Below are 13,049 nucleotides of genomic sequence, written 5' to 3'. Positions count from 1 at the left end.
CTATTTTTGTTTTAATTGATGATAATAATTTTTCAGCATTCGTGCGTCTTTGTTCTTGTTGGTAAACACTTCCAGCAGCACAGGGCACTCCTTCGCTTCCGGTTGAGTGAAAATCTGCATGGTTTCTGCCAACTCTTCTTCATTCTCCGCCTGCAGGTAAAGGAACCCGCGTTCTTCCGCCCAACCTTTGGCGGACGTTTTATGAACGGCTGCGATAAACTTATGCGAAGTACCCGACATATCCAATCCCGGCAGGGTATGGAAAATCTCCCCACCACCGTTATTCAACAAAAGAACACGCAGATTGGGACGGACATTGACATTCCACAATGCATTCATATCGTAGAAGAAACTCAAATCCCCGATAGCTATGAAATTCAACTTATCGGAAGCAGCCGCATAACCGACAGCCGTAGAAAGCGAACCTTCAATGCCGCTTGTCCCCCGGTTACAGCAAACTTCAATCGTAGAAGGAATGGTATATAACTGGGCATAGCGGATGACCGAACTATTCGCCAGATGCAAGGCACATGACTCCGGCAAGGATTTTATCAATGCACCGACAGCCGCCATTTCCGAATAGGCAAATTCCGGTTCGGGGATGATTTTGCAATAATTCTCCCACACACGGGGATATTCGGGAGTGCGGTTATCGAGCAGACTCGCTATCTTTTCCAGAAATTCGAACGGATCCATTTCAATCACGGTAGTCAATGAACCGTAGAGGTCGACCACTTCGCCATCCGGTGATACATGCCAGTGTTCTTTGGGCGGATGCTGGCGAAGGAACTTCTTCAACCGTTTGGAGACAACATGTCCGCCATAGGTAATCAGCAATTCGGGAGTCATCTGGTCTATTTTCTCTTCGGGCATAGCATAAAGCGCCGCGTCGAAGTTCTTCACCGGCATACCGGGAACAGTCTGATTGCCGATATGCTCCGTCAACCAGGCAAAGTGTTTATATAATAATTTGGTATATCTCTTTTCAAACAGATAGATAAGATTCATCTGACCGACAATAATCATCCGCTTCTGATATTTATTCATCCGGTCGATGAGGTCGTTATAATCGCGGTCGTATACGTTCAAGCCTTGATAACGGGTAATGACACGTACTTCGGGCAGGGTATCCACCGTAAACTGAAACAAGGGTTCGGAAATAGGAACATTGATATGTACCGGGCCTTTCCCATGATGATTCGTCTCCAACAGGGCTTCATTTATCAGACGGTTGCAGTACCATTCATCCTCATCCGTGTGAATCTCAGGAAGATTGACCGACTTCTTGACCAGCGATTGGAACACACCCGGTTGCGGAAGCGTCTGTCCGTCCATTTGCCCGATCCAGGCGGCAGGACGGTCGGCAGAGATGACGACCAGCGGAACATTCTGATAAAAGGCTTCCGCCACAGCCGGATGAAGATTCAACAATGCCGTACCGGAAGTGCAGCAGATTGCGGCAGGCTTCCCCCCATTCAACGTAAGGCCGATGGCAAAATACCCCGCACTCCGTTCGTCCGTCATCGCATAACAGGTAAAATCAGGATGATTGGACAAAGTATGCACGATAGGTATGTTACGGCTGCCCGGACACAATACAACCTTAGTAATCCCGTGCGCCTGAAGCAGCGCAATCAGTTGAAGTACATTCTTCTTATCTGTGTACATGATGATAATAATTAGTAGTTTATGAATAAAGGGGCACTGCTATAAGCCGTTTCATGGTTTGCAATTTCTTTTCCGTTTCCAGCCATTCGTCATCCAGTTCCGAAGAAGCCAGTAATCCGCCGCCGGCATAAAGGGTCAGTTGCTCGTCCTCGATATGCATGCAGCGCAGGTTCACATATAAATCCGTTCTTCCGTCGGGGTCGAGCCAACCGATAAAACCGGAATAGTAACGGCGGTCGTAACCTTCGTTTTCCAATATGAATTGATAGGCTTCTTCCTTGGGCAGTCCGCACACAGCAGGTGTCGGGTGCAGAACTTTCAGAAGATTCCCCAAATCCCTGTTATCTTTCAAAGAGAAACGGAAATCCGTTTTCAGATGCGACAATGCCCCGGCATAGGCAGGATAAGGGCCGTTCTCCGCAGACTGAATACCTAATGAAAGAAATTGCCGGCGGATATAAGAGGCTACATAATCCTGTTCTTTCCGGTTCTTCTCGTCCCATACCTGCGGTAACTTGCCGTCTTGCAAAGGTTGCGTTCCCGCCAGTGCGACAGTGTTCCATCCGTCTTTCTCGCCCGATAAGATAATTTCGGGCGTGCTACCCAGCCAGATACCCGTCTGAGGGGTATAGCATAAGTATATATAAGAATGAATATAACGTTTGCAAGCCGCACGGAATACTGATGAAGGAGAGAAGTCCGGCATCTGACCGATAACGAGTTCACGGGAAAGCACTAATTTATCAAAAGTCTCGTCGCGTAAGGCATTTATAAATGTGTGAAAACATGCGGCATACTTTTCCGTGCAAGTATTCAGAAAAGTTTCCTGCCCTTGCATCTGCCCGGCTTTCTCCTGTTCTTCGTCCGTATCCGCGTCCACCGGTAAAGGCTGGCCCGATTGCTCTGGCTGTATCAGCACAACCGGACATGTCTCACTCACCCGGAACGGAGCGATGACAAATCCTCTCTGCCCGTTCAGGTCTTTAAGGTCATAGATCAAACGGACAGCCCCCCCGGCCTGTGTCAACAGACGAGGGGTTTTCTCCCCGGGAATACGGTAAACGGCAAACGGTTGCTTTTGCCGGATAAATGAATCAATAGCTGTCAGATTACTTATTTCTTCGTCAATCATCTTTTTTTCATAACACTGTTGACTACCCGTATGGAAGACACCAGCTTGTTGGTTGAAGTAAAGACGTCTACATTCCACACATGGGACGAACGTCCTTTATGTACAATAGTCGCTACCGCCCGCACGGTATCTCCTTCGTGAGCAGAAGAGATATGATTTCCGCTGACCTGCATTCCTACAACGATTTCGTCCGGCTGGCAAAGAATCATCGAGCCCAGTCCGGCAACGGTTTCACCCAATGCAAGGGTAGCTCCGCCGTGCAGAATCCCGAAAGGCTGGCGCGTACGATGGTCTACGGGCATTGTCGCCTCTACGCGGTCTTCATCAGCGTAGGTATATTGGATTCCCAAATTTCCCATTAATGCATGGCGCGCCTGTGCATTCAACTGGTCAAGCGGGATTTCCGCTGCGCGTACTTCGGCAATAATCGCCTTTTCGACTGCAAGGGCTACGCCGTCTTCCTCATTCGAAGCTGTCACATAGTCGGCACAAGCTTTCACTGAATCCTGCGAATGCCCCATGGCCACACCCAGTCCCGCCAGTTGAATCATGGTTACGTCACACACGCCGTCACCAATGGCAATCACTTCCTCGCGCGTCACACCCAACACTTCCAATAGGGCACCTAAGGTATTCGCCTTATCAATGGCGCAGGGAACCACTTCGAGGAAATACGGTTCGGAACGGAATACATCCAATGCTCCGTTCAATCGTCTCTTCCAATGTTCTTCCAGACCGACAAGCGCTTTTTCATCATCGCTGACAAGCATACATTTGCAAGGAGCGAAATCAATGGCTACGGAGAACTCTTCTTCCCGAATCACTTTCAGGTTATTCAGCCGGGCTTCACTCTGAATATGTTCATTTTCGGGAGAATTAGTGATAATCGTATCATCATGATACGTGAATAACGCAAAGCCATTCTTACGGGCTTTCTTTTCCAGATAAGGCAGCATTTCGGGATTGATACGCCGTTCGAACAAGATTTCTCCGTTCTGTGCATTAATTATCTGACAACCGTTATAAGAAAGGATAAAACCACCATAGTTTCCAAGTTCAAGAGACTTGGCCAGCGGCAACAAACCATAAGTCGGTCTGCCGGAAGCCAGCACGATACGTACTCCCATCTGCTGAATTTTCAGCAAGGCGGCCAGTGTACGTTTACTAATTTCTTTCGCATCATTAAGCAATGTTCCGTCTACATCCAGGACCAATAATTTATACTTCATGGCTACACGATTTTGATTTAGATTACAAAGGTAGGAAATTGAGTGAACGACAGAAAGCGTAAACAGATAAAAATTACTTTAATTTCACTCTTTCAGACGCATTTCCAAATAATCACGGAGTATCCGGGCATGATTGTACACGGGTTCTTTAGAAGCATAAAGAAGTGTCACCACCGGATGCGGCTTGATTAAAGCCAGAAAATCCGTCACTGACCGTGAGGCGTCCAGCTCTTTCTGATACAGGACGGAGAAATCGGTCCAATGTCCCGGTATATCTTCGTGAAACCACTTGCGCAAGGCAGCGGACGGTGTGATGTCTTTTGCCCAATAATCACATTTCAACCATTCTTTTTTAATGCCGCGCGGCCATAGTTTGTCCACCAATACCCGGTATCCGTCTGTCTCCGAAAAGTCGTCATACACTCGCTTTATCCTAATTTGTAACATTACTATATTTATTTATTACTTATAGTAATAAACCGAAAAAGCAGGAAATTGTTCCGAGGAATGGGAAAAATATAGAAGAGACATTTAAGTAATGCTACTTAAATGTCTCTTGCGCTTTCTTAAATTCATAAGGCGTCATGCCCGTTTTTTTCTTAAAAAGATTGTATAATATCGGAGTGCTGTTGAAGCCGGATTCATCGGCTATGGCACGTATCGTATAATTAGGATGCATCTTTAGCAGTTTGATGGCATAATTGATACGAAGTTCGTTAATATAGCCATTGAAATTAGTACCGGTACATTCCCGTATCATACGGGCAAAACGGGCATTGTTCAGATGTACTATCCGTGCCAAATCTTCTCTTGACAATTCCGGGGAAAGGTACAGTTGGTCTTGAATGACAATTTGATTCAACTCCTGGAATATTTTCTTATTCTCCTCTTCTTCCCCGCTTATCTTATCTGTCTCATTCGAAAGTTCTTCCAGCTCTTCGGACGAGATGAGTTCCGGTTCTATCTCCGACGAGATAGCCTGCTGCCCGTATACTTCCGACAACTGGTTTCCGTCTTTCCTATTGGCAAACTTTTCATTTATAAGCCGGGCAAGCATCCTGTTCTTATACTTGACTGTACGGTTGAAACACCACAGGCGCCACAGTATAAACAGAGTCAGCACAACAATACATGCCAGGAAACAGAGTGTAATATTTCTTATTTTCAACTGAGAAGCCTGCTCGGCAATATATTCTTCCTTCTCAGAAACACCGTACATGGCGTTCAATTCCAATGCGGCATTTTTCCTGTCCCTGGTATTGATACTATCCGTTATGGCTAAAATGTTTTCCTGTAGTTCCGCAACTTCTTTGTAGTTATGCATTCCCTGATAAGCTTTCACTTCTTGCCGAAGAATAGTCAGATATTGTTCATTCAAAGTGTCCTGCTGGGCTTTCATCAATTCCTTAAACTCCCGGCAGTTGTCAATCACTTTTTCATATTGCCCGGAAAGCATCAAATAAGGAACCGAATACATTTTCCCATCCGGAGTATGGGACTCTTTCTTTGACAGGTATTTCTGATAATACTGTTCCGCTTGCACATATTTCTTCTCTACATAGTAAATGTAGGCAAGTTTGGAATATAAATAACTATATTGACCGTCCACATACCCGACGGGAACCTGAGGTAACGCTTTCAGCCGTTCAATCTGCTTCTCACGCTCAAAACCGACTTCCAAAGCCTCTTCGATTCGGGAATCATTCATCAAAAAGCCCATTTTTGCCCCATAATAGTAAGAAAGCAGCATCATTTCGCGCATATTTTTCGAACCACGCAGCAATTCAATAGTCCGGTCAAAATAATCGTACGCCTTATCTTTAAAAGATAATCTCCAGTTATTCTCCCCCATACAGAAGAATAATCGGGCTCTGGCCTCCCTATCCCCCAACTCTTGCGCCTGTCTGATTCCATTTAATGCATAATGCATACTTTCGTCATACTTGCTCATTATAGCTGAAAGTTCAGCCAGATACACCGTCATTTTCAACATGTGTTTCGGGTCTTTCTGAGATATGGAATCAAGCAAATAGGCTTTTTTTGCATACATAAATGCCAGCTTATTCATAAACATATTACGATATGACAAACTACGCATCTCGTTTATAACCTGCAAAGATATTGTTTTTCTATTCTCAGCTCCATCCAACAATTCCAAAGCACGCTTCGGCTCGGCAATGTAGATACTTTTTATATACTCTTCCGTATATAAAGAATCATTATTTATAGTTCCGTCGGCAAATAAGAGCTGGTTATTACAAAATAAAAATGCATAAATGCATATAACCAAGCGAATACTTTTCATTCTAAAACCAATAAATTACTATTCAAAGATAGAGATTAATCCATAAAATGCAAATAGAAATATTCTTTTTTTGCACGGATACTCCACACTGATTTGTCCAAAAAGCAATTTTTTTCCATATCAGGAACAATTGCAAACTATATGTGTTATATCGTTCTTTTTTAATGGATTTCAGCGCCTTACCTTTGCAGTATCACAAACTGTGAGAGTAATTAAAAAGAAATGCAATGAAGAAAAATACCTCCTTTTTTTTGCCTCTTTGCCGAGGGTAAAAACTTTTAGCGGCAAAGAAATGATTAATAATTGAGTTATGAGCAGACGCTTTGAAGACAACAAACGACAAATCAGCAACTTATCCTAAAAATCGTTACTAAAATCAATCGTCCTTTTTCAGTAACGATTTAGTAACAGTACTCTGTCCAAACGGAGCTTTTTTGTGTCTTTCGGATGTCCGAGAAGAGAAATAAAAAATCCCGTAAAACCTTGATTTTACGGGATTTGTCATACTTTGACTCCTTTTTGTCTTTGGGGGTCTGCGGAGAGACAGGGATTCGAACCCCGGGTACCTCGCAGTACAACGGTTTTCAAGACCGCCGCAATCGACCACTCTGCCACCTCTCCAAAACTTCTTTATCAGAAGTGCTTTCCGTTGAAAGCGGTGCAAAGGTACGAATCATTTTTAAATCTGCAAACATTCTGATATTTTTTTCACGAATAAATCGTATTTTTGCAGTCCATTAGTAAGAACAAAGATATGATATACCCTCAAAATTTTGAGCAAAAGATAGGATTCGATCAGATAAGACAGTTACTAAAAGATAAATGTCTCAGCACTTTAGGTGAAGAACGGGTCATGGATATGACCTTTTCCGAACAATATGAAGAAGTGGAAGAGAAATTAAACCAAGTAACTGAGTTTGTTCGCATCATTCAGGAAGAGGACGGATTTCCCGACCAATTCTTTTTTGATGTCCGCCCTTCACTGAAACGGGTGCGGATAGAAGGCATGTATCTGGACGAACAAGAACTGTTCGACCTGCGCCGGTCATTAGAAACCATCCGCGACATCGTTCGCTTCCTGCACCGGAATGAGGATGAAGAGGAAAACGATGCCCCCTACCCCAGCCTGAAAAGACTGGCGGGAGATATTGCCGTATTCCCGCAACTGATTGGGAAAATAGACAGTATCCTTAATAAATATGGAAAAATCAAGGACAATGCTTCCACCGAATTAGCTCGTATACGCCGTGAGCTTGCCAGTACGATGGGAAGTATTTCACGCTCTTTGAACAGTATCCTGCGCAATGCGCAGTCCGAAGGATATGTGGATAAAGACGTAGCTCCCACTATGCGTGACGGTCGTTTGGTAATCCCCGTCGCACCGGGACTGAAACGAAAAATCAAAGGAATCGTACACGATGAATCCGCCAGCGGAAAGACTGTATTTATAGAGCCTGCCGAAGTGGTAGAAGCCAATAACCGCATCCGTGAACTCGAAGGAGACGAACGACGTGAAATTATCCGCATCCTCACCGAATTTTCAAATATACTTCGCCCGTCTATCCCTGAGATTCTTCAATCGTATGAGTTCTTGGCAGAGGTGGACTTTATCCGTGCGAAAAGTTATTTTGCGATACAGACAAACAGTTTAAAGCCTGCCATAGAAAATGAACAACTATTGGACTGGACAATGGCAGTACATCCCTTGTTGCAACTTTCATTAGCCAAGCACGGAAAGAAAGTCGTACCGCTGGATATGGAACTTAACCAGAAACAACGTATCCTTATTATCTCCGGTCCGAATGCCGGTGGTAAATCAGTCTGCCTGAAAACAGTCGGGTTACTGCAATATATGTTGCAATGCGGTATGTTGATTCCTTTGCACGAACGTAGCCATGCAGGCATATTCAGTAGTATATTTATTGATATCGGTGACGAACAGTCTATCGAAGATGACCTGAGTACCTACTCTTCCCATCTGACCAATATGAAGATTATGATGAAGAACTGTAATGAACGCAGCCTCATCCTGATTGACGAGTTTGGTGGCGGTACGGAACCACAGATTGGCGGTGCCATTGCCGAAGCCGTATTGAAACGCTTCAATCAAAAGCGGACCTTCGGAGTAATCACCACCCACTACCAAAATCTGAAGCATTTTGCCGAAGACCATGAAGGAGTGGTGAATGGAGCCATGCTTTACGACCGCCATCTGATGCAGGCACTTTTCCAACTGCAAATAGGAAATCCGGGAAGTTCATTCGCTGTAGAGATTGCCCGGAAAATCGGATTGCCGGAAGATGTCATTGCCGATGCTTCGGAGATTGTAGGCAGCGAGTATATCAATGCCGACAAATATCTTCAGGATATTGTCCGCGACAAGCGTTACTGGGAAGGCAAACGCCAAACGATCCGCCAGCGGGAGAAGCATATGGAAGAGACTATCGCACGCTACCAGGCGGAAATGGAAGAATTGCAGAAATCACGGAAAGAGATTATCAAGCAGGCGAAAGAAGAAGCAGAGCGAATGTTACAGGAATCGAATGCCCGCATTGAAAACACAATCCGTACCATCAAGGAAGCACAGGCCGAAAAGGAGAAGACACGCCTGGCGCGTCAGGAACTGACCGACTTCCGCACTTCTTTGGACGCACTGGCTTCCAAAGAGCAGGAAGAGAAGATGGCACGAAAAATGGCAAAACTGAAAGAAAAGCAGGAACGGAAGAAGAATAAGAAAAACGAACCGAAAACTGCTGCTGTTTCTCCCACAAGCACTCCGAAGGTCACTCCTATCACAGTTGGCGACAATGTAAAAATCAAGGGGCAGACCAGTGTCGGGCAGGTGATGGAAATCAACGGCAAAAACGCGACTGTCGCTTTCGGAAGCATCAAGACAACCGTAAAACTAGAGCGGCTCGAACGCAGCAATGCCACTCAAAAAACAGAAGGAATCGCTAAAAGCACCTTTGTCAGCAGCCAGACGCACGACCAGATGTATGAAAAGAAACTGAATTTCAAACAGGATATTGACGTCCGTGGAATGCGAGGTGACGAAGCACTGCAAGCAGTCACTTATTTCGTCGACGACGCTATATTGGTCGGCATGGATCGTGTACGTATCCTTCACGGCACAGGAACCGGAATACTTCGTACACTTATCCGCCAATATCTGTCCACCGTGCCGGGAGTCAGACATTATGCCGACGAGCATGTACAGTTCGGCGGTGCCGGCATCACGGTAGTCGATTTTGACTAACCTGTAAACAAAACGTCCGAAGAACTTGTTCTCATTTAGAAAACCACTACCTTTGCTGCGGTGGTTTTCTAAAACGAGAATAAAGCATGAAAAATAATCTGTTAAGCGAAAAGCTCATTTACACGGGAGACAGTCTGACCCCTACCCACATCCATCTTTGTACGTACAATGCAACGGAGATGCAGGAAAATTCCGGCGATAGCTTCCAATCCGTCAAAGACACACTGGATAACGCACGAATCAACTGGTTGCAAGTGCACGGGCTGAAAGACACGGAAGCCATCCGGGAGATCTGCAGTCATTTTGAAATAGACTTCCTCGTATTGCAGGATATTCTGAATGCCAACCACCCCACCAAAATAGAAGAACATGACAAGTATATTGTCCTGATTCTAAAATTATTCTACCCGAATGTACATAAGGAAGAGGACGAATTGGACGAACTGCTCCAGCAACAAGTATGCATTATCCTCGGCAGTAATTATGTACTGACTTTCCTTGAGAAAGAGACCGATTTCTTCGACGATGTCAACGCAGCCTTGCGCAACGATGTATTGAAAATACGCAGCCGCCAGACGGATTATCTACTCAGCGTATTATTGAACAGCGTTATGGCAAACTACATCTCGACCATCTCTTCTATCGATGATGCCCTCGAAGACCTGGAAGAAAAACTGCTCACCATCACAGAAGGATACGACATCGGTGTCCAGATTCAGGCACTCCGGCGCCAGTATATGCTGATGAAGAAATCTATTCTTCCGCTAAAAGAACAGTACGTGAAACTGCTACGTGCTGAAAACCTGCTTATCCATAAAGTGAACCGTGCCTTTTTCAATGATGTGAACGACCACTTACAATTCGTCCTGCAAACCATCGAAATCTGCCGGGAAACGCTTTCTTCATTGGTAGACCTTTATATCTCCAACAACGATTTACGAATGAACAACATCATGAAACGGCTGACCATCGTTTCCACAATTTTCATTCCTCTGACCTTTCTAGCCGGGGTATGGGGAATGAACTATAAATGGATGCCCGAATTAGATTGGCGTTATGGTTATTTATTTGCCTGGTTTGTGATGGGGATTATCGGTATTATCGTATATTTGTTCTTCAAAAAGAAAAATTGGTATTAATAAAAACACACCTTCAGTCATGAAATCAATCAAAGAGCTATACAGGATAGGCACAGGCCCTTCCAGTAGCCACACAATGGGACCACGTAAAGCTGCTGAAATGTTTCTGGAGCGTCACCCGGATGCCGCTTCTTTCAAAGTCACCCTTTATGGTAGTTTAGCCGCTACGGGAAAAGGGCATATGACAGATGTAGCTATCATTGACACCCTGCAGCCTACCGCTCCGGTAGAAATCGTATGGCAGCCCAAAGTATTCCTGCCTTTCCACCCGAACGGAATGACATTTGCTGCTTTTGACGCCAATAATAAGGTAATTGAGAACTGGACTGTTTATAGTATAGGAGGCGGTGCGTTAGCAGAAAACAACGACAACCCGACTATCGAAAGTCCGGAAGTATACGGCATGAACAATATGACCGAAATTTTGCAATGGTGCGAGCGTACCGGAAAAAGCTATTGGGAATATGTGAAGGAATGCGAGAATGAAGACATATGGGATTATCTGGCGGAAGTATGGGACACAATGAAAGATGCCATCCATCGCGGACTGGAAGCGGAAGGCGTACTGCCCGGACCGCTCAATCTCAGACGGAAAGCCTCAACCTATTATATACGTGCCACCGGCTATAAGCAATCTCTCCAATCCAGGGGACTTGTCTTTTCTTATGCCTTGGCTGTAAGTGAGGAGAACGCTTCCGGCGGAAAAATTGTGACTGCTCCTACCTGTGGTTCGTGCGGTGTGATGCCCGCTGTGCTTTATCATTTACAGAAAAGCCGTGACTTCAGCGATATGCGTATTTTACGTGCATTGGCTACTGCCGGCTTAATCGGAAACATTGTCAAGTTCAATGCCTCTATCTCCGGCGCGGAAGTAGGCTGTCAGGGAGAAGTAGGCGTTGCCTGCGCCATGGCTTCGGCCGCCGCCAACCAGCTATTCGGCGGTAGTCCGGCACAAATCGAGTATGCTGCCGAGATGGGCCTTGAACATCACTTGGGAATGACCTGCGACCCCGTATGCGGATTGGTACAAATCCCCTGTATCGAACGCAACGCCTACGCCGCTGCCCGCGCACTGGACGCCAATCTTTACTCGGCCTTTACAGATGGCATGCACCGTGTTTCTTTCGACAAAGTAGTGCAAGTAATGAAACAGACCGGACACGACCTGCCGTCACTCTACAAAGAAACGAGCGAAGGCGGACTGGCCAAAGATTACCAACAGATGTAATTATAAAAAACAAGCGGGTGTCAAGAGGTCGTGTTTACTTCCTTTTGACACCCGCCCTTATTTCAATTAGTTAAAACTATTCAGTTGGCGGCCAATTCGTATCATCTCCGTTACTGATATCTTTCTTATGCAGCAATCCGCCTTCCTGCGAAAAATAAAGCGAATAACGCTGACTGCCTTGTTTCACCTGAATAACAGATTCCGTTGAATTCAATGGAAACGTCAATACATAGACATCCGTCACTACCCACGTAGCATATTCCGAATTCTGAAAAGCTGTATAAACAGCCGGCACTAACTGGTCAATATTATCCAGTTCATTTTCCGTCATCACCCAATTCGCATTGGCGTCAAACCAGACATCCAGTTCATCACCGGTCACCCAGCAGTCGGCTACATAATAATCACCTTTCATTTCCCATTCTATATTTTGGGCAGCCGGATACAATTGCTTCAAAGCCTCGGTAATGTTACTGGGCGGCACCAAAGCAGGGTCGTCGTCATCGTCACTACATGCGCCGAACAAAAGGACGGTCATCATCAGCACTACCGCCCACGCGCCAAACTTAAATCTCCACATAGTTATCTTCTTGTTTAGGTTTATTCTTTACTATTACCCTATCAGTCGTCCGCTTTCAGGAACTTTCCTTTTTTATCGAACTTGAAAGAAACTCCGGTAGTCAGCTCCACCTCATACCCTTTACGGTCACGTTCTACTTTCGTCACGCCCTCACTTACAAAATTATGCGCTTTCAGATAATCGGCAGCAAATCCGGGTATCACACTTGCAGGAACAGACTGTCCTTTCTTTGCGCTTACCTCTTCCCAGTTTCCCTTGCTATCAAAGTCAATCTCCGTACCGTTCGTCAACAGCACTTCATACTTGGTAGACTCCATCAGATCCTTATCAATCTTAATCTGAGCCACCTCAGGCTTCGTAAAATGACGATTGATAAAATTGCGAGCCGGAAGGGGCAATTGATTCATGTCTTTTGTTATCACATCAGTTGCGAACGAGAACTGCACGGCTACAATAGCCAACACAAGCAAAGATAGAATTTTCTTCATAATCATTATTTTTAGCATTAATAC

The 13,049-nt window shown here is 45.2% G+C and carries 10 protein-coding genes and 1 tRNA gene; 3 read left to right on the top strand and 8 right to left on the bottom strand.

Annotated elements, in window-relative coordinates; translation table 11 throughout:
• The 6 genes from menD to ACGHVY_RS03585 form a co-directional block, all read right to left on the bottom strand.
• Nucleotides 1-1,668, bottom strand: coding sequence for a 2-succinyl-5-enolpyruvyl-6-hydroxy-3-cyclohexene-1-carboxylic-acid synthase (gene menD / locus ACGHVY_RS03610; protein ID WP_308745897.1), 1,668 nt, complete (start codon nt 1,666-1,668; stop codon nt 1-3).
• A 19-nt stretch (nt 1,669-1,687) separates the two neighbouring features.
• Entirely contained in the window at nt 1,688-2,800 is a 1,113-nt protein-coding gene (locus tag ACGHVY_RS03605) for an isochorismate synthase (protein WP_390597196.1), read from the bottom strand.
• On the bottom strand, nt 2,797-4,029 hold the full coding sequence (locus tag ACGHVY_RS03600; protein WP_390597194.1) for a Cof-type HAD-IIB family hydrolase: 1,233 nt from the start codon (nt 4,027-4,029) through the stop codon (nt 2,797-2,799). Before ACGHVY_RS03600 ends, ACGHVY_RS03605 begins: the two co-directional genes overlap by 4 nt.
• A gap of 84 nt (nt 4,030-4,113) precedes the next feature.
• Entirely contained in the window at nt 4,114-4,476 is a 363-nt protein-coding gene (locus ACGHVY_RS03595) for a DUF488 family protein (protein ID WP_308744366.1), read from the bottom strand.
• 94 nt (nt 4,477-4,570) lie between these two features.
• Entirely contained in the window at nt 4,571-6,334 is a 1,764-nt protein-coding gene (locus tag ACGHVY_RS03590; RefSeq protein ID WP_390597192.1) for a helix-turn-helix domain-containing protein, read from the bottom strand.
• 536 nt (nt 6,335-6,870) lie between these two features.
• Nucleotides 6,871-6,955, bottom strand: a tRNA-Ser gene (locus tag ACGHVY_RS03585).
• Nucleotides 6,956-7,088: 133 nt separating this feature from the next.
• On the opposite strand from ACGHVY_RS03585, the gene ACGHVY_RS03580 reads away from it, so the two are divergent.
• From ACGHVY_RS03580 to ACGHVY_RS03570, 3 genes are all read left to right on the top strand, one after another.
• Nucleotides 7,089-9,590: an endonuclease MutS2 gene (locus ACGHVY_RS03580; protein WP_390597190.1), complete on the top strand. Its 2,502-nt coding sequence runs from the start codon at nt 7,089-7,091 to the stop codon at nt 9,588-9,590.
• An 86-nt stretch (nt 9,591-9,676) separates the two neighbouring features.
• Nucleotides 9,677-10,729 carry a magnesium/cobalt transporter CorA gene (gene corA / locus ACGHVY_RS03575; protein ID WP_308744364.1) on the top strand — a complete coding sequence of 351 codons (1,053 nt, stop codon included), beginning with the start codon at nt 9,677-9,679 and terminating at the stop codon, nt 10,727-10,729.
• Between the two features lie 19 nt (nt 10,730-10,748).
• On the top strand, nt 10,749-11,957 hold the full coding sequence (locus ACGHVY_RS03570) for an L-serine ammonia-lyase (protein ID WP_308744363.1): 1,209 nt from the start codon (nt 10,749-10,751) through the stop codon (nt 11,955-11,957).
• 76 nt (nt 11,958-12,033) lie between these two features.
• Here ACGHVY_RS03570 and ACGHVY_RS03565 read toward each other — a convergent pair whose 3' ends face one another.
• Nucleotides 12,034-12,537: a PepSY-like domain-containing protein gene (locus tag ACGHVY_RS03565; RefSeq protein WP_390597188.1), complete on the bottom strand. Its 504-nt coding sequence runs from the start codon at nt 12,535-12,537 to the stop codon at nt 12,034-12,036.
• A 41-nt stretch (nt 12,538-12,578) separates the two neighbouring features.
• Nucleotides 12,579-13,025 carry a PepSY-like domain-containing protein gene (locus ACGHVY_RS03560; protein ID WP_390597187.1) on the bottom strand — a complete coding sequence of 149 codons (447 nt, stop codon included), beginning with the start codon at nt 13,023-13,025 and terminating at the stop codon, nt 12,579-12,581.
• Nucleotides 13,026-13,049: the final 24 nt, after the last annotated feature.

It is taken from the genome of Bacteroides sp. f07 (assembly GCF_042854785.1).
GTDB lineage: Bacteria > Bacteroidota > Bacteroidia > Bacteroidales > Bacteroidaceae > Bacteroides.
Note: the sequence above shows the minus strand (reverse complement) of the source record. Positions and strands in the feature narration are given on the sequence as shown.